Genomic DNA, 17,741 nt, shown 5'->3' with positions numbered 1-17,741 from the left:
GATCTGTTTGGCTGCGGGTGCCGCCACTACGGGGCGGCGCGCCGCGGGTCGGCCGCGGTGAAGCGGTAGTCCCCCGAGGCCACCCGGCACAGGAGCGCGCCGGCTTCGGTGCCGATAACCTGGGCCCCGGTCGCGTCGGCCACCGCGACCCCGCTCTCGCGCACGCCGCCGGGGTCGCCGGTCGGGACGTGCACGATCGCGGTCGCGCCCGGCGGCACGCTCACCTGCAGCCGGAGCTCACCGTCCGCCCGGGCCCAGGACGTCCGGACCGTGCCGCGCACCGACTCGTACGAGGCGCGCGCCCAGGCCAGGTCGCCGGGTCTGGGGCGGATCAGCAGCTCGCGGTAGCCGGCGGAACCGGGTGTCTGGGCGAGTCCGGCGACGCCCTGGTAGAGCCATTCGCCGATCGAGCCCAGCGCGTAGTGGTTGAACGAGTTCATCGCCGCCGCCTGGAAACCGCGCTCAGCGGTGTAGCCGTCCCAGCGCTCCCAGATCGTGGTCGCGCCGTGGCGCAGCGGGTAGAGCCAGGACGGCGGATCGGTTCTGCGCAGCAACGCGTGCGCCAGGTCGGGCCGGCCGGAGGCGTCCAGCACCGGCGCGACCAGGCCCACACCGAGAAACCCGGTGGTGACGCCGGGGCCCGCCGCCTCGACGAGCTCGGCCAGGCGCTCCGCGGCTCGCGGTACCAGGTGGCCCGGCAGCAGGTCGAACGCGAGGGCCAGGAGATATCCGGTCTGGGTGTCGCCAGCGACCAGGCCCTCAGGTGTGACGAAGTGCTCGGCGAACGTTTTAACGATGTGCCTGCCGAGTGCCCCGTAGTGCCGCGCCGTCTCCGTCCGGCCGAGGATCTCGGCGGCCCGGGCCGTGAGGTCGGTGCTGCGGGCGAAGTAGGCGGTGGCGACGACCTCGCGCGGGGTGGGCGCAGGGGCGAGCCAGTCGGCGAAGTGCGGGCCGACGCGGTGCCGCCACACCAGATCGGGGTTGTGCCCGTGGACGTGGTCGACCCAGGCGGTCATGGCGTCGAGATTGCACTCCAGGATCCGTTCGTCCCCGTACACCCGGTAGAGGTGCCAGGGCACCAGGACGCCGGCGTCACCCCAGCCGGGCGCGCCCTCGTCGGCGACGCCGGCGAGCCTCGGTGCCACGTTGGTGAAGCAGCCGCCGGGGGACTGGGCGCCGCGCACCTCGCGCAGCCAGCCCTCGAAGAACGCTGCGACATCGGCGTTCAGGCAGGCGGTGGGAAGGAACACCTGTGCGTCGGCGAGCCAACCCAGTCGCTCGTCGCGCTGTGGGCAGTCGGTGGGGACGCTGACGAAGTTGGACCGCTGCCCCCAGCAGATGGCCTGGTACAGGCGCTCGACGTCAGGGTCGGAACAGGTGAAGTCGCCGGTCCAAGGTGTGTTGTTGTGGAGGACGACACCGGTGATGTCGGCGGCGTCCAGCGCGGGCAGGCCGGTGACCTCCGCGTAGCGGAAGCCGTGGTAGGTGAAGCGCGGTTCGAAGACGGTCTCGGCGTCGTCTCCGGCGATGAGCACGTCGGTCGCGTCGGCGGTGCGCAGGTTGCCCGTGTAGAGCGCGCCGTCGTCGTCCAGGGCCTCGCCGTGCCGGACGACCACACGGGTGCCCGGAGTGAGACCGCGGGCGGCGAGGCGTACCCGGCCTGCGAAGTTCTGGCCGAAATCGACCAGATGACGGTCGGCGCCTATGCGGGTGACGGTACGGGCGGGCAGTTCCTGCATGGCGCGGACCGGTGGGGCCACGGAGGCAGTGAGCAGGTCGTGGTCGGTGCCGGTGACCATGGCAGGCACCCAGCCGTCCGCGCCCCCGGCCCCTTCGTCCGTGCCCCCTCCGTCCGCGGGACCGAATCCGGGACGATCCCAGCCGGGCGTGTCGCGGCGCAGGTCATGGCACTCGCCCATCAGCAGGTCGGCGTACCGGATGGGGGAGCGGCGGGTACGCCACGACCCGTCCGTGGCGATGACCTCCCGATCACCGTTCGCGTGATCGAGATGCAGTTCCGCCAGCAACTCCGGGAACGCTCCATAGTGAGCACCGGAACGGCGCGGGTCGAAGCCGACGAAACCACTCCACCAGCCGTCGGCGAGCGTGGCGGCCAGCACGTTCTCGCCCCCGCCGATGAGTGCGGTCACGTCGTAGCTCTGGTAGTCGATGCGGTCGCGGTAATCGGTCCAGCCTGGGGCGAGCTCGGCATCGCCAACGCGGTGGCCGTTCAGCCGCATCTCATAGAGCCCGCGCGCGGTGACATAGAGGCGGGCGCGGACGGGTGACGCGGGGACCTCGAACGTGCGCCGCAGCCGGACGGCGGGCTGGAGGCCATGGTCGGTGAGAGCGACTTCGCCCTCTTCCGGTGCGTCCACCACGTCCAGATCGCTGGTGTCGTGGGTGACCCAGCACGCCCGCCAGGCCGAGGAGGAGAGCTGCCCGGTCTCGAACCATGAGCCGGCCTGACCGGTCGTGCCGTCCTCAGCAGTGACGACGACCTCCCAGCGGTAGCGCGTGCGAGGGGCCAGAGGGGCGCCCGAGTAGCGGACGGACACCGCCGCCGGGTCGTTCACCTCGCCGGTGTCCCAGACCTGCGCGCCGGCCTCGGTCCGCACCCGGACCCGGTAGAGGGTGGGTGCGTCGCCTCGGCGGCCGGAGGCGAGCCGCCACGAGAGCAGCGGCGCTCGCTCGTCCACGCCCAGCGGCTCGGCCAGCTGCTCACACCGCAGGGCGTAAGGCGCCAGCCCGATCGTGGGGTGGCCGGTCATGAGCCGCTCCGATCCCTGCATCACCTGCTGTGAATTAACACTCAAAAGTGTGAGTTGGAGCGTAGGGATGCCCTAGTTGGGTGTCAAGACGTCAGATGCGCCACGTTTCGACGGCCCTCACTGCAGTGCCCAAGGTGTGCGCGACCTGATCGAGCCTGATGTTAACTGGACATATTTACACAGGTCAGAGCTATGTTAAGGGCAGTCAGGCGGCGTATCTGACCCCCTGGCGTGGACAATCCCGGGACGGCAGGCTGCATGGTAGTTCACATGCGATAAGAAACAGAGTGAACGTTACGAAGTTGTGCCCGTGTCGACTCCGGACCTTCGCTCAGGTCGTGGCCACCTCGTAGGTGACCTTGTGCTCGTCCAGTTCGCGCAGCGCCTCGGCGCTCGCGCCGTCATCGACGATGACCCGGTCGAACACCGACAGCGGCGCCACCCTGTGCAGCGCGACCCGGCCGAGCTTGGAGTGGTCCACCAGCAGCACGTTGCGCGCGGCGGCCTCGAGCATGGCCCGCTTGACCGACACGATGTGCTGCTCCTGGTGGTAGGCGAACCCGCCGGAGACGGCCGAGGTCGACACGAAGCACAGGTCGACCTGGAGTGCCGCGATGGCGTCCACGCAGGAGACGCCCAGGAAGGAATCGTGCAGCGAGTCGTACTCCCCGCCCAGTGCCATCAGCCTGATCCCGGGTTCGCGGGCCAGGAGGGTGGTGGTCTCCAGGAAGTTGGTGATCACGGTCAGCGGGGTGACGTCACCGAGCCTGCGGGCCAGCGCCAGGGTGGTGGTGGAGTCGTCGAGCATCACCGCCATGCCGGGCTCCACCAGCCGGACGGCCTTCTCGGCGATGGCGTCCTTGGCGGGCTGCATCGACTTCATGCGGTAGGCGACGTTGCTCTCGAACACGCCGGACGGCTGAGCGGTGACCCCGCCCCGGTACTTGCGGACGATGCCCTGCCGTTCGAGCTCGTCCAGGTCCCGGTGGATCGTCATGATGCTCACGCCGAACCGCTCGGCCAGGTCTCCCGCGGTGACCGAGCCCACCGAGAGAACGTGGTCGGTGATGGCCTGGCGGCGCACCTCGGGCCCGCGACGGCCGCTCAACTCCTTGGTCATGCTGAAAGTTAACACTACCTGTTGATAAAACCGGGACCTATCTACGAAGATCTTGACGCCGTTCTGGGCCACCCTTACTCTCAACTTCACATTTTAGAAGTTACGTTCACAGATTTGCCCGTGATCGGAGATGGTGCGTGGGCCCGGGAAGCGTTCAAAAATCTTCGAACGACGACAAGGTGTCGCGGCGACGGTTCATCGGGGCCGGCGGGGCCGGTGCCGCGGCGGTCATGCTCGGCACCGGCGCCGTGGGCGCATCGGCCGCCCACGCTTACACGTTGCGGAAGGCGGGGCTGTTCACGCTGGGCGTCGCTTCGGGTGATCCGTCGCCCGACGGCTTCGTGTTGTGGACGAGGCTGGCGCCCGAGCCGTTCGCTCCGGACGGCCGGGGCGGGATGCCTGACCGCCGCATCCGGGTCCAGTACGAGGTCGCGAGTGACGAGCGGTTCCGCCACGTCGTCAGGCGGGGTTCGGCGGTGGCGGCGCCGGAGCTCGGCCACTCGGTCCACCCCGAGATCGCCGGACTACGGCCGGGCCACGAGTACTACTACCGGTTCCGTGCGGCCGGTGAGATCTCCCCTGTGGGCCGGACTCGCACGATGCCCCCACGGAGCTCGCAACCGAGGCAACTGAGCTTCGCGGTCGCGTCGTGCCAGGCTTGGCAGGACGGCTTCTACACCGCGTACGACCACATGGCCGAGGAGGACCTCGACCTGATCGTGCACCTCGGCGACTACATCTACGAGTACGAGATCCCGGCCAACAACAGGCGAGGTGTGCCTGTACCCGGCCCGCAGTTCACCACCGAGACCTTCGACCTGGCGCGCTACCGGCTGCAATACTCCCTCTACAAAGCCGAGGCACCGCTGCAGAAGGCGCACGCCGCCTTTCCGTGGATCCACACACTCGACGACCACGAAGTGGTCAACGACTGGGCCGACGACACGGTCATCATGGGCCGCCACCCGAACCCCGATCCGGCCGAGTTCGCGCGGCGCAAGGCAGCGGCGTTCCAGGCCTTCTACGAGAACCTGCCGCTGCGCCGGTCGCAGCTGCCGTCCGGGCCCGACATCCGGCTGCACCGCAGGATCTCCTACGGCCGTCTCGCCGACTTCACGATGCTGGACACCCGGAGCCACCGGGACATCCAGGCCTGCTCGTACGGCAACGGCACAGGCCGGACGAAGGACTGCGACGAGCGCTTCGACGCCGCCCGCACCGTCCTGGGAGACCAGCAGCAGCGCTGGCTCCAGGACGGCTTCCGCACCTCGCGCGCCCGCTGGCAGATCCTGGGAAACCAGATGCCGATGGCGGAGACAGACTGGGACCCGGGGCCGGGCAAGGACGTCTGGGTGGACCCGTGGGACGGGTACGCAGGCGAGCGCAACCGGCTCCTTGCGGCCGCGCACGACACCGGCGTGCGCAACCTCGTGGTGATCAGTGGCGACCGGCACCAGAACTACGCCGTCGACCTGAAGCGCGACTTCGAGGACCCGGACTCGCCGGTCGTCGGGTCGGAGTTCGTCGGCACGTCGATCACCAGCGGCGGCGACGGGATGGACGTCGACCCCCTCGGCCGCACGTTCCTGTCGGCCAACGCGCACATGAAGTTCTACAACGCCCAGCGCGGCTACCTCCGGGTCAACGTCGACCGGCAGCGATGGCGCACCGACTTCCGGGTGCTCCCGTACGTGCAGAGGCCGGGCGCGCCGGTCTCCACCCGCGCCAGCTACGTGGTCGAGGACCGCAGACCCGGCGTGCAGGAGGCCTAGCACGCGCTCTTGATGCTCAGCCGCCTGCGCGCTCACCCCCATCCGAGGAGGACACCATGACCGGACTTCCGCTCGACCGCGTCACTGCGCCGCGTGTCAAGGTCGGCCTCGTCGCCGGCGGCCTGGGCGCGTACTGGCCGCAGTTCCCCGACCTGCTGCCGCAGCTCCGCGCGTCCGCCGAACGGGTGTCGGAACGCATGCGCGGGCTCGGCGCCGACGTGGTCGACGTGGGCTTCATCTCCGACGCACAGGAGGGAGCGGCGGCCGCGGAGAAACTGCGCGCGGCGGGCTGCGACCTCATCGTCGGCTTCCTCACCACCTACATGACCGCGACCATGCTGGTTCCGATCGCCCAGCGCAGCGGCGCGCCGGTGCTGCTGATCAACCTCCAGCCGACCGAGTCGATGGACCACGAGTCCTTCGACACCGGGCAGTGGCTCGCCTACTGCGGCGCCTGCCCGCTGCCGGAGATGGCGAACGCGTTCCAGCGGTGCGGCGTCCCGTTCCGCTCGGTCAGCGGTTACCTGGAGGACGAGCGGGCCTGGACGAAGATCGGCCGCTGGGTCCGCGCCGCCGGGGTGCGGGCCGCGCTGCGCCACGGCCGGCACGGCCTGATGGGGCATCTCTACCCGGGGATGCTGGACGTCTCCACCGACCTGACCCTGGTCAGCGCGAACTTCGGCGGCCACGTCGAGGTCCTGGAGTTCGACGACCTGCGGGTCCGGGTGGAGAAGGTCACCGGCGCCGAGGTCAACGCCAAGAAGGACCAGGCGGCGGAGATCTTCGAGCTGGCCGGCTCGGTGAAGGACGAGGACCTCACCTGGGCGGCCAAGGTCTCGGCCGGGCTCGACCGCCTGGTCGAGGACTTCGAGCTGGACAGCCTCGCCTACTACCACCGCGGGCTGGACGGCGAGACGCACGAGCGGCTGGGCGCCGGGATGATCCTCGGCGCCTCGCTGCTCACCGCGCGCGGCATCCCGGCGGCGGGGGAGTACGAGCTGCGCACCTCGCTGGCCATGCTCATCGCCGACCGTCTCGGTGCCGGAGGCTCGTTCACCGAACTCCAGGCACTCGACTTCCACCGTGGCCACGTCGAGATGGGCCACGACGGACCGGCACACCTGGCGATCTCCGCCCGCCGCCCCCTCCTTCGCGGCTTGGGCGTCTACCACGGCAAGCGCGGCTACGGCGTGTCGGTGGAGTTCGACGTCAAGCACGGGCCGGTCACCGCGTTCGGCATCATCCAGCGCCGCGACGGCCGCTACGGACTCGTCGCATCCGAGGGCGAGGTCGTCGACGGGCCGCACCTCAAGATCGGCAACACCACTTCCCGCGTCGACTTCGGCTGCGATCCCGGCGACTGGACCGACGCCTGGAGCGCCACCGGCATCTCCCATCACTGGGCGCTCGGCACCGGCCACCGGATCGCCGACCTGCGGGCCCTTGCCAACCTGATGGAGATCGAGCTGGTCGAAGTACGGCCCTAAAAAAAGGCGTAGACGGCCTTCAACGCACCTTTAGGCCTGTCAGTTGTGTAGGCCTGTCAGTTGTGCCGATCGCTCCCACAGTTCGCGTGCAAGGTTCGGGTCGCGGGCTTGTTCGTTCTTGGGATCCTCGCGGGTGAGCCGATGGAAGTAGGCGCCATTCGCCGTCTGCGGATCGGGGAGGGTGGCCAGGTGAAGTAGCGGCTCGGCCCCCTGCTCGGGGGTGGAAAGCACCGCCCTGCCCAACCGGGACTTCATGAACGCGCGTTGCAGCGCGTTGTCACGGGTGACGTCGGTGGCGACAGCTCCGGGGTGGAAGGCCGAGGTGGTGACGGTCGTGTCCTTCAGGCGTTGAGCGAGTTCCCGGGTGAACAGGATGGTGGCGAGCTTGGACGTCCCGTACGCCTGCATGCCGCGGTAACGGCGGGTGCCGTCCAGGTCATCCAGGTCGAGGCGCGCCTTGCGGTACTGGGCGCTCCCGGTGTTGATCACTTGAACCGGCTCTGGAGAGGCGGCCAGCCGGTCCAGGAGCAGGTTGGTCAACAGGAACGGCGCCAGGTGATTGACCTGGAAAGTCAGCTCGTGGCCGTCGGTGCTGGTCTGGCGGCTGGTGAAGATCGCGCCGGCATTGTTGGCCAGGACGTCGATCTGCTCGTAGGTGGCGAGCAGGTCAGCGGCGAGCTTGCGTACGTCGTCAAGCGATCCGAAGTCCACCAGGTGCGGTTGGCCTCCGACCTGTGCTGCGATTGCTTTGGTTTTCTCTTGCGATCGGCCCACTACCGCCACGGTGGCGCCCAGTTCGCCGAAGCGGCGCGCCGCCGCGGCACCGATCCCGGCGCTGGCACCGGTGATCACCACTGTCCTGCCTCGCAGATCCCGCGCGTTCATCTTGGTCCTCATCCGTTGTGGCCCTGTACAGCGCCGTCGGTCAGGTCACGCTATCCGACACTTGTCGGAAAACCTACATGTGTAGGGCGCGGGTAGGCTGAAAGCGTGGACGCGACCAAAGACACCCCTGCGAGCGACCGGCGTGTGCGCCGAAGCCAGGCGGCCCTGCAGGGCGCGCTGATCCAGCTCGTCGAGGAGCAGGAGTTGTCCCAGGTCAGCGTCGCCGACGTGGCCGAAAGGGCAGGAGTGAGCCGCTCCACCTTCTATGACCACTACCGAGACGTCCATGAGCTGGCCGAGGCCGCCTGCACGCTGATGATCGACGACTTGATCGGCTCCCTGCCCACCTTCGGGCCCGATTCGCCGGACCGGGACCCCACCCGTTCGCTGCGGGCCTTCTTCGTCAGCCTCGCCGAGCACGCCGGTCTTTACCGCAGCCTGCTGGGGCCACAGGGGAGCGCGCGCGTCATCGACCACGTGCGCCGTCGCATCACCGTGGCCATTCATCTCGGCGTGCGCCGGGCCGTGACCGGCGACGCCTCCGCGCAGCGGGCGGCCGACACCTCGCATGATGTGCCCGCCGCGTTCACCGCCGGCGCGCTCATCGGCGTGGCCGCCGACTGGCTCCAGCGGGGCTGCCCGCGTACGCCGGCAGAGATGGCCACGCTGACCTGGCCGCTCCTGACCGCGTCCTACCTCAACGTCGGCATGTCGTGTTCGCCGACGCAGACCTCTTGACAGGTCGTTTGATCCCGAACATTCTTTAGGGCACGCCGGCCGGTTCACCCACATCAGCGACGTTCCGACACTTCCTGTCCGACCGCCACAGCGGCCACGACGCTGCCCAGAACGGCCGGCGCGATGCTGCCGTGAGCGGTACGGCCCCCCAGATCCTCAGGCCTGTTTCCCACCGCCGAAGGGAACTCACGATGAACGCTGGAATCAACCGCCGCCGGTTTCTGGGTCAGGCGGCCGGGATGGCGGCCGGTGCGGCGGGCGCCCCGGTGTTGGCCGCGGGACCCGCATCCGCCGATGGCCGCGGTCCCGCGGACCTGATCGTCTACAACGGGCGTGTGCAGGTCATGGACCGGCACATGCGCCGCGCCGAGGCGGTCGCCATCCGCGATGGCGTGGTGATGGCGGTCGGGCGGGAGCGGGACATACGCCGCCTGGCTGGCCGGGGCACGGAATCGATCAACGCCGGAGGCGGCACCGTGCTCCCCGGGATCAACGATTCCCACGTGCACCTGGGGGGCTACGGCCTCGACTTCCCGCCCTCCACCATCGAGGTGGACGTCGCCACGATCAAGGAGCTGACCGACGCGGTGGCCGCAGCCGTGGCGGCGGCCACGGCCCCCGACTCCTGGATTCGCGGGCAGGGATGGAACGAGAACCGGCTGCCTCACCCGCCGCGCAGGACGGACCTCGATCCCGTCTCGGGAGACCATCCGGTCGTCCTCCGGGATTTCTCCGGGCACATGATGGCCGTGAACTCCAAGGTCCTGCAGCTGGCGGGCATCACCCGCGACACCCCGGCACCCCCGGGAGGGGTGATCGAGAAGGACGCCGCCGGGGAGCCCACCGGGGTGTTGCGCGAGAGCGCGCAGGACCTGGTCAACCCGGTCGTGCCGCCGTTCACCGAGGCGGAGCTGGAGAGCGCCGTCGACAAGGCGATCATGATGCTGCACGCCCAGGGCATCACCAGCATCACCGATCCGGGGATCCCCCTGACGCAGCTGGCGCTGTACGAGCGCAAGGCCCGCGCCAGCACACTCCCGCTGCGCATCACCGCCCTGATCACCGGCGGCAGGTCCCCGGACCAGGTACGCAACACGCTCGCTGCCTACAAGCCGCCGCGCGGCGTCGACCCGCGGATCCTGCGGGTCGCCGGGGTCAAGCTCATCATCGACGGAGTGCCGACGGCGGCGCAGACCGCCTGGCTCCACGAGCCCTACGTGGACGGCACCAACGGGAAGCCGGTCATCGAGGGCGACACGATCGAAGAGGCGGTCGCGAACATGCACGCCATGATCGCCCTCGTTCACGACGCCGGGATGCAGGTGGGGACGCACGCCACCGGGGACGCCGGGATCGACGCCGTGGTCGCGGGCTATCTGGCCGCCATGCGCGGCAACCGGCGGCACCGCGATCCGCGCCACTACGTGATCCACGGCGACTTGACGCCGCCCCGCACGCTGCGCACCATGGCGCGCCACGACATCGGCGTCAACATGAACGCGACGATCAAGTATGTGCTGGGCCGGACGCTCGACGCCAACCTCGGCCCCGAGCGCACGGACTACCAGTGGCCCTACCGCACCGCTCTCGACCTGGGTGTACGGGTGACCAGTGCCTCGGACGCCCCGGTGACCTCCCCGAGCTGGCTGCAGGGCGTGCAGTCGGCGGTGCTCCGCAAAGGCCTGTACGGCGGCGTCGCCGGCGAGGCGGAACGCATCACCGTCAGGGAGGCGCTGGTGACCTACACCAGGACGAGTGCATGGCAGGACCGCGCCGAGCGCTGGAAGGGCACCCTGGAGCCGGGCATGACCGGTGACGTGTGCATCGTCGATGGGGACGTGGTGGGCGCGGATCCCGACACGCTGGTCGGCATGCCCATCGCCGCAACGATCCTCGGCGGCCAGGTGGTCTACGACGGCAAGCCCGGCCCTGCCACGGCCGGTGCGATGGCGCCTGCCGCCGTCAAGTGGCGCAACGCCCGTGGAGCCGCGTGCCTGCAGCGCGGTGCCTGCTGCTGCCAGCGGGCCTGAGAAACCGTCCGAGTCCGAAGCCGGGGCCAAACCTTCCCAAAAATCGTTTGGGCCCATATGATCTGCGTCACGCAAGCGCCGTGCGCGGCCGAACGAGAGGCTGTGAAGGTATGACCGAACAAGGCGGAACGGGTCTGCGGCACGCAGACCTGTCAGATGGAGGCGCGAGCCGGCTCGCCAGGAACAGGCTCGGGGTCGCGGGCATCGTCTTCTTCGTCGTCGCCGCGGCCGCCCCCTTGGTCGGCATGACCGGCGCCGTCCCCATCGCCATCGTTCTCGGCAACGGGGCGGGCGCGCCCGGCGCGTATCTGGCCGTGGGCCTTGTCTTGCTGGTCTTCAGCGTCGGGTATTCCGCGATGAGCCATCGGGTGACGAACACCGGGGCGTTCTTCGCCTACGTCGGCAGGGGGCTCGGCGTCGTCCCGGGCGTGGGGTCGGCCTTCGTCTCCCTGTTCGCCTACGTGGTGATCCAGCTCGCGGTCTTCGGGTTCTTCGGGGCCGTCATGGCACGGCAGATGGACACCGAGCTCGGCATCGATCTGGCCTGGTGGGTATGGGCCTTGATCGCCTGGGCGCTGGTGCTGGGGCTGTCCGCGCTGAGCGTGGACATCGGGGCCAAGGTGCTCGGCCTGCTCATGGTGCTCGAAGTGGTGTCGCTGGCGGTCGTCGCCGTGGCCGTCCTTCTCCATGGCGGAGGGCCGGACGGCCTGTCGCTAGGCGCGTCGTTCTCGCCCGGCAACATCTTCGCCGGCGGTTTCGCCGGCTCGGCGGGCATCGCACTGGCCTTCGCCTTCGCCTCCTACATCGGATTCGAGGCGACCGCCATCTACGGCGAGGAGACCAGGGACCCCAAGCGCAGCGTCCCGCGTGCGACGTACATCGCCGTCTCCCTGATCGCGCTGCTGTTCGCGTTCACCTCGTGGGCGGTGGTCAGCGGCCTCGGCAGCGGTGCGGTCGTCGACCGCGTCGCCGAGATCTCGACCGTGGAGGGGACTCCGCTCGCCGACCCCGCGGCGGTTCTCTTCACCGTCGCCAAGGAGTACGTCGGTGGCTGGCTGGCGACTCTGATGAGCTGGCTGGTGCTCTCCAGTCTCTTCGCGGGGTTGCTCGCGTTCCAGAACAGCGCGGCCCGCTACGTCTTCTCGATGGCGCGCGCGGGGGTGCTGCCGGCGGCCCTCGGCCGGATCAACGGGCGCGGCGCGCCCGTGCTCGGCACCGCCGCAGTCGCGGCGACGTCGCTGATCGTCATCGTGGTGTTCCGGGTCACCGGCCGTGATCCGGTGGTGCACCTGTTCACCTGGTTCAGCGCCGTGGCCGTACTGGCGATCGTGCTGGTGGAGATCCTCGTCTCGGTCGCCGTCATCGCGTACTTCCGCCGGGAGGGCGGAGGGGAGCGCGTGTGGACCACCGTGGTCGCGCCCGCTGTCGCCATCGTCGGCCTTGCCCTCGGGATGTACCTGCTCATGTCCCGCTTCGGCTTGATGGCCGGGACCGCGGCCAAGGGCGTCGATCCCGCGAAGGAGTCCTGGGGCCTGTCGGCGCTGGGGTGGTTCCTCGTGGCGCTGCCGTTCCTCGTCCTCGCCGTCGGGATGGCGGTAGGGGTCCTGCGGCGCAACAAGGAGGACTCGGAAGCAATGGCCGATTTGGTGTCCTGACGGCTGTCGAGGAGATGTGAAATGAAGGCTCCGCGCTTCGTGCTCGTGCTCAGCGAGAACTGGACCATGACCAGTGGCCGCGATCTTCCGACCCTGGTCCGCTGGGCACGGGAGGCCGAGGACGCCGGGTTCGACGCCGCCATGGTCAGCGAGCACATCGTCCTCGGCCCGGACGCCGGTGCCGGCGGCGTCATGAGCAACCCGCGCGAGTACGCACTGCCGGGAAACCAGGATCCCCGCACGCCATGGCCGTCGTCGCTCATGCTCCTCGCGTCGATCGCCTCGGTCACCTCCCGGCTGCGGCTCGCCGCGGCCGCGGTGATCGCCCCGCTACGGCATCCGCTTGCGCTCGCCCGTGACCTCGGCACGCTCGATCTGATCTCCGAGGGACGCCTGGTGGTGCAGCCCACGGTGAGCTGGAGCAGGGACGAGTACGACGCCCTGGGCGTGCCCTTCGAGCACCGGGGGGCCCTGCTGGACGAGCATCTGGAGATCTGGAGCCGGCTCTGGCAGGGCTCCCCGGTCTCGTACGAGGGGCGGCATTACAGCTTTGAAGACGTGTATTTCGAGCCGCGCGCCCATCGGCCCGACGGCCCCCGGATGTGGTTCGGAGGCCGTCGGCTGCACGACAAGCTGCTGAACCGCCTGGTGCAGTACGGCCACGGGTTCCATCCGCTGGGCAGGCCGACTCCCGAGGAACTCAGCCGTCTACGGACTGCCTTCGCCGGCGCGGGCCGCGACATGACAGACCTGGAAATGATCGGCGGAACCCGCCCCACCTTCCCGGACGCCTGGTCCTGCGCTCCACTCCCGCCCGCGCTGGAAAGCATCCCGGAACAGCTCGCCCAGGGATTCGCCACGTTCTGCATCAAGCCGTCACAGTTCATCGACGACCCGGACGGCGTCGGCGCGTTCTGCCGGGAGGTCATCAAACGCACCGACGCCCTGCTCAGGCCCTGATCTGCTCAGGCCCTGAGCAGGGCGCCGGTTGGGCTGAGGTTTAGGCGAGGGCGACGGTGACCGGCATCTCCTTGATGCCGTTCACGAAGTTGGAACGGACCCGCCTGATCTCCCCGGCCGGACGGATGCCGGCCAGCCTCGGCAGCAGCTCCTCGAACATGATCCGCATCTCCAGGCGGGCGAGGGCGTTGCCCAGGCAGAAATGGGGGCTGCCCTTGCCGAAGGTGATGTGGTCGTTCGGGGTGCGGGTGACGTCGAAGCGGTCAGGGTCGGTGAAGACCTCGTCGTCGCGGTTGCCGGAGGCGAACCACAACACGACCTTGTCGCCCTCCCGGATCTGCTTGCCGCGCATCTCCACGTCGCGGGTGGCGGTACGGCGGAAGTGGTAGACGGGCGAGGCCCAGCGCAGGAACTCCTCGACCGCCGTGGGCATGAGGTCGAGGTCTTCGCGCAGCCGGGCGGCCTCGGCGGGGTGGTCGATGAGCGCCCGCATGGAGTGCGTGATGGCGTGCCGGGTGGTCTCGTTGCCGGCCACCACCAGCAGCAGGAAGTAGTTGTCGAAGTCGCGGTCGGACAGCGGCTCGCCGTCGCGGGGGACCTGGTTGACCAGCCTGCTGATCAGGTCGGTGCCGTTCCCGCCGCGCCGCCGTGCGGCCAGCTCACGGCCGTACTCGAACACCTCAAGAGACGCGGGGCTGCGGAACGGGAGGTCGCGGTACAGCTCGCTTTCCTCGCTGTGCAGCAGAACGTCGGCGTACTCGGGATCGGTGTTGGCGATGATCCGGTTGCCCCAATCGATGAGCTGCATCGTGTCGTCGTCCGGGACGTCGAGCATCCGGGCCAGCACGTTGATCGGGAAGTCGGCCGCGACCTCCTTGACGAAGTCGAAGGTGCCCTTGGCCAGCGCGGCGTCCAGCGTGCGAGCCGTCAGTCCGCGCAGGAACGTGGCGTAGCCCGCGACCGCCCTCGGAGTGAACTCACGATGCAGCAGGCGCCGCAGCGCCAGATGCCGGGGGCCGTCGGTCTCCAACATGGAACGGCGGATCCCCGCCTGACGCTCGTCCACCTCCTCCAGGTTGACGAAACGTGTGGAGGTGAAGGTCGCCGCGTCCCGGTCCGCGGCCACGATGTCGGCGTGCCGGGTGAGCGACCAGAAGCCGCTGCCGCCGTCGGTCTCGGGGTTCCAATGGATTGGCTCGTTGCGGCGAAGTTCGTCGAACATCCGCCACGGCGTCCGGTCGTCCAGGAAGTTGTCGATGTCGGCGAGGTCCACCGGGAGGGTGTCGGCTGTCAAGGCTGTCTCCTTAGAGGTGGTGGGCGTACTCGCGGAACTCCCAGTCGGTGACGTGCCGCTGGAATCGGGCGATCTCGTCCCGCTTGTAGGCCAGGTAGGAGCGGACGAACCGTTCGCCGAGCACACCGGCCAGTTCCTTGTCGTCGGCCAGGGCGTCGAGTGCGGCCGCCAGGTCGCCGGGGAGCCGTGCGGCCTTGGTGGTGTCGTAGCCGTAGCCTTCCAGCGGCGGCGGCGCAGTGAGCTTGCCCCGGATGCCCAGGTACACGGCGGCCAGCAGGGCCGCGATGCCGAGGTAGGGGTTGGCGCCGGCGTCACCGAGCCGCACTTCCAGCCGGGTGGCGCCGCCGCGCTCCGGCGGGATGCGGATCATGGCGCTGCGGTTGTCCAGCCCCCAGTCGATCAGCCAGGGCGCCAGGGTGTCGGGGCCGAACCGCTTGTACGAGTTGATCGACGGATTGAAGATCGCGGCGAGCGCGGGGGCGTGCGCGATGACACCGGCGATCGCCTGGTGCGCGGTCTCCGACAGCCCGCCGCGACCGGCGTCCGGTCCGTCGAAGGCGTTGCGGCCGGTCTCGTCCACGCACGACAGGTGGACGTGGAAGCCCGAGCCGCCGTCGTCGTTGAACGGTTTGGCCATGAACGTCGCCAGCCGCCCCTCGATGCGGGCGATCTCCTTGACGGCCGACTTCAGCCGGAAGGCCCGGTCTGCGGCGTCGAGCGCGCCGGAGTGGTCGAGGTTGATCTCGAACTGGCCGGAGGAGAACTCGTGGTTGCCCATGGTCACGCCGAGCCCCAGGTCGCGCAGATGCCGCAGGGCGCGCAGCAGGTGACCGTCGGGGTCGCTCTTGCGGCCGACGGTGTAGACGTTGCCGGGACCCTCGCCGTAGCGGCGCCAGCCGTTCGGGGTGCCGGGGTCGGGTTCGCAGAGGTAGTACTCCAGCTCTGGCCCGGCGACGGGGGAGAGGCCGAGTTCGGAGAGCCGGCCGATGGCGTGCCGGAGGACCTCGCGCGGCCCCTCGGCGCACGGTTCGGTGCCGCCCGGTTCGTAGGCCTCGCCGAGACACTGCGCCACGCCCCGCTCCCACGGGATCGCGGCCAGCGTGGACAGATCGGGCCGGACGCAGATGTCCGGCAGGCCCGCGTCGAGGCCGCCGGCCACGTCCACGACGTCGCCCTGGGGGCTGGTGTGGTAGACCGCGCGGCAGAAGGCCAGGCCGTGTTCCATCACCGAGGGCAGCCGGTCGACGAGCACGTCGCGGCCGCGGTCGACGCCGATCAGGTCGGGAAACGAGACCCGGACCACGTCGATGCCGTCGGCCGTCAGCCGTTCCACCACGTCATGAACGTCCACGGAGTGTTGTTCATGAACGTTCACCGGGTGCTGTCCGGGCACGGGGGCTCCCCTCAGGAGGGCGGGTAGCTCGTTTGGGATCAAACAATATGTGCGCCGCCGTGGCCTGGCAAGAGGTCGCCGGGATCGGGCAGAACATTCGCCTGCCAGGTGACAAGACCACCGGCTCCCGCATATCGTACGGATCCAAACAATAATGGCGGAGGAGGCACGGTGGCACCGGTGCATGGGTTCCTGTACCCCAAGACCGCGACGGGACGCTCGTCGCTGATCCCCAGTCCGCCCTGGCATTACTCCGGTGATCTGCTGACCGTGGAGTTCCGGACCGACCCGGCGCGTGTCGCGGAGCTGCTTCCCGGCCCCCTCGAACCCGCGTCCGAGGATCCCGGTGCGGTCGCGATCATCTGGGCGGACTGGCAATCCTGCTCGGATTCCGCGGAAGAACTCCTCGACCCGGTGCGCGCCCAGTACAAGGAGTGTTTCGTCGTGGTGCGCTGCTCGTTCGAGGGGCGTACGTACAGCCGCTGCGTCTACATCTGGGTCGACAAGGACTTCGCCATCGCCCGGGGGCTTCATCAGGGCTACCCGAAGAAGCTCGGCTCGATCCACCAGACCCGTCCCCACCCCTACGGCCAGGCGGCCCCGCGCATCGGTGCGGGTGGAAAATTCGGCGCGACCCTGGCCGCAGCAGACCGCAGGTTGGCTGAGGCTGTGGTCACCTTGCGAGAACCGTCCGAGACCAACGGGTTCGTCAACGGCCACCCGATGGCTCACCACCGCTTCCTGCCGTCGATCGAGCCGGACGGACCCCCGGCGCTCCACGAACTGATCGAGTCGGGCGCGGCAGGCTTCGAGGCCGGGCCTGCCTGGGCGGGCGACGCCGAGCTGAAGCTCTTCGAGTCGCCGGCCGAGGAACTGGCACACCTTGAGGTGACCGAAGTGATCGGTGCCTACTTCCGCCAGGTCGGGGTCGTCTGGAACGGCGGCAGGCGGCTGTGGGACCGGGACGGGGCTGCGACACGGGTAGATTCGACGTAGCCGTATCCGTCGGGCCGGGATCCGTACCCCGCGCCGGGGTCATCGAGAGGACATCAGTGACCGGCCACCACACACTGCGCGAGACCGAGCAGGCCATCCAGCGCCGGCTGGGGGACGTCGTCCTGCGCGAGGACGCGATGATGGCCGTCTCCAACATCTACCGGGCGGCCGCCGCGATCCGGCAGCACTTCGAGAGTTCGGTGTTGCGCTCGGCGGACCTCACCTGGACGGCGTTCGTCGTGCTGTGGGTGGTGTGGATCTGGGACGAGATCGAGACGCGGCATGCCGCCGAGGAGGCCGGTATCTCCAAGGGCACCCTCACCGGCGTGGTCAAGACGCTGGAGGGCCGCGGGCTGATGGAACGAGGCCCTCACGAGAGCGACGGCCGCAGGGTGGTCCTCAGGCTCACCGGCAAGGGCGAGGAGCTGATGGAGCGGCTGTTCCCGGAGTTCAACGCCGAAGAGGCGTTCGTCGTCGAGCGCTTGGACCAAGGCCAGAACAAGGCGCTGGCACAGGCTCTCGCCACGATCGTCGAGCACCTGGAAAGCCAGGGGGAGCAGCGCCGGGACTTGCTGCGGGCCGGCGCCCCCTTGCCACCCCGGCGCTCCGGACGTCGCGCGCGAGACTGACGGACGGCCGC

General features: G+C 69.5%; 13 protein-coding genes. 8 read left to right on the top strand and 5 right to left on the bottom strand.

Annotation, left to right across the window (positions count from 1 at the left end):
• Positions 1-26 precede the first annotated feature (26 nt).
• Both ACH34W_RS42535 and ACH34W_RS42530 read right to left on the bottom strand, forming a co-directional pair.
• The gene (locus tag ACH34W_RS42535; RefSeq protein ID WP_395966898.1) at positions 27-2,771 is read right to left on the bottom strand and encodes a family 78 glycoside hydrolase catalytic domain; all 2,745 of its coding nucleotides are present in this window, start codon (positions 2,769-2,771) and stop codon (positions 27-29) included.
• Between the two features lie 331 nt (positions 2,772-3,102).
• Positions 3,103-3,891: a DeoR/GlpR family DNA-binding transcription regulator gene (locus tag ACH34W_RS42530; protein WP_395966897.1), complete on the bottom strand. Its 789-nt coding sequence runs from the start codon at positions 3,889-3,891 to the stop codon at positions 3,103-3,105.
• 179 nt (positions 3,892-4,070) lie between these two features.
• On the opposite strand from ACH34W_RS42530, the gene ACH34W_RS42525 reads away from it, so the two are divergent.
• Together ACH34W_RS42525 and ACH34W_RS42520 are read left to right on the top strand one after the other, a co-directional pair.
• The gene (locus ACH34W_RS42525) at positions 4,071-5,663 is read left to right on the top strand and encodes an alkaline phosphatase D family protein (RefSeq protein ID WP_395966896.1); all 1,593 of its coding nucleotides are present in this window, start codon (positions 4,071-4,073) and stop codon (positions 5,661-5,663) included.
• A gap of 56 nt (positions 5,664-5,719) precedes the next feature.
• On the top strand, positions 5,720-7,150 hold the full coding sequence (locus tag ACH34W_RS42520) for an arabinose isomerase (protein WP_395966895.1): 1,431 nt from the start codon (positions 5,720-5,722) through the stop codon (positions 7,148-7,150).
• A 39-nt stretch (positions 7,151-7,189) separates the two neighbouring features.
• Here the strand turns inward: ACH34W_RS42520 and ACH34W_RS42515 are convergent, their stop codons facing one another.
• Positions 7,190-8,035 carry an SDR family NAD(P)-dependent oxidoreductase gene (locus ACH34W_RS42515; RefSeq protein ID WP_395966894.1) on the bottom strand — a complete coding sequence of 282 codons (846 nt, stop codon included), beginning with the start codon at positions 8,033-8,035 and terminating at the stop codon, positions 7,190-7,192.
• A 105-nt stretch (positions 8,036-8,140) separates the two neighbouring features.
• Between ACH34W_RS42515 and ACH34W_RS42510 the strand changes: the two genes are divergently transcribed.
• From ACH34W_RS42510 to ACH34W_RS42495, 4 genes are all read left to right on the top strand, one after another.
• Complete coding sequence (locus ACH34W_RS42510) at positions 8,141-8,773, top strand: TetR/AcrR family transcriptional regulator (RefSeq protein ID WP_395966893.1); 633 nt, start codon at positions 8,141-8,143, stop codon at positions 8,771-8,773.
• Between the two features lie 191 nt (positions 8,774-8,964).
• Positions 8,965-10,803 (top strand): amidohydrolase, encoded by a 1,839-nt coding sequence (locus tag ACH34W_RS42505; RefSeq protein WP_395966892.1) that lies wholly within the window; start codon positions 8,965-8,967, stop codon positions 10,801-10,803.
• 110 nt (positions 10,804-10,913) lie between these two features.
• Complete coding sequence (locus ACH34W_RS42500) at positions 10,914-12,458, top strand: APC family permease (protein ID WP_395966891.1); 1,545 nt, start codon at positions 10,914-10,916, stop codon at positions 12,456-12,458.
• 21 nt (positions 12,459-12,479) lie between these two features.
• Complete coding sequence (locus tag ACH34W_RS42495; RefSeq protein ID WP_395966890.1) at positions 12,480-13,418, top strand: LLM class flavin-dependent oxidoreductase; 939 nt, start codon at positions 12,480-12,482, stop codon at positions 13,416-13,418.
• 40 nt (positions 13,419-13,458) lie between these two features.
• Here ACH34W_RS42495 and ACH34W_RS42490 read toward each other — a convergent pair whose 3' ends face one another.
• On the bottom strand, positions 13,459-14,712 hold the full coding sequence (locus ACH34W_RS42490; protein ID WP_395966889.1) for a cytochrome P450: 1,254 nt from the start codon (positions 14,710-14,712) through the stop codon (positions 13,459-13,461).
• Between the two features lie 10 nt (positions 14,713-14,722).
• Positions 14,723-16,105 carry a glutamine synthetase family protein gene (locus tag ACH34W_RS42485; protein ID WP_395966888.1) on the bottom strand — a complete coding sequence of 461 codons (1,383 nt, stop codon included), beginning with the start codon at positions 16,103-16,105 and terminating at the stop codon, positions 14,723-14,725.
• A gap of 171 nt (positions 16,106-16,276) precedes the next feature.
• Between ACH34W_RS42485 and ACH34W_RS42480 the strand changes: the two genes are divergently transcribed.
• Together ACH34W_RS42480 and ACH34W_RS42475 are read left to right on the top strand one after the other, a co-directional pair.
• Positions 16,277-17,101 (top strand): acetoacetate decarboxylase family protein, encoded by an 825-nt coding sequence (locus tag ACH34W_RS42480; RefSeq protein WP_395966887.1) that lies wholly within the window; start codon positions 16,277-16,279, stop codon positions 17,099-17,101.
• Positions 17,102-17,157: 56 nt separating this feature from the next.
• Positions 17,158-17,730 carry a MarR family winged helix-turn-helix transcriptional regulator gene (locus tag ACH34W_RS42475; RefSeq protein ID WP_395966886.1) on the top strand — a complete coding sequence of 191 codons (573 nt, stop codon included), beginning with the start codon at positions 17,158-17,160 and terminating at the stop codon, positions 17,728-17,730.
• The last annotated feature ends 11 nt before the right edge of the window (positions 17,731-17,741 follow it).

The organism is Actinomadura sp. 6N118 (assembly GCF_044326415.1).
In the GTDB taxonomy this organism is placed as follows: Bacteria; Actinomycetota; Actinomycetes; order Streptosporangiales; family Streptosporangiaceae; genus Spirillospora.
This window is presented reverse-complemented; position numbering and strand designations above follow the sequence as displayed.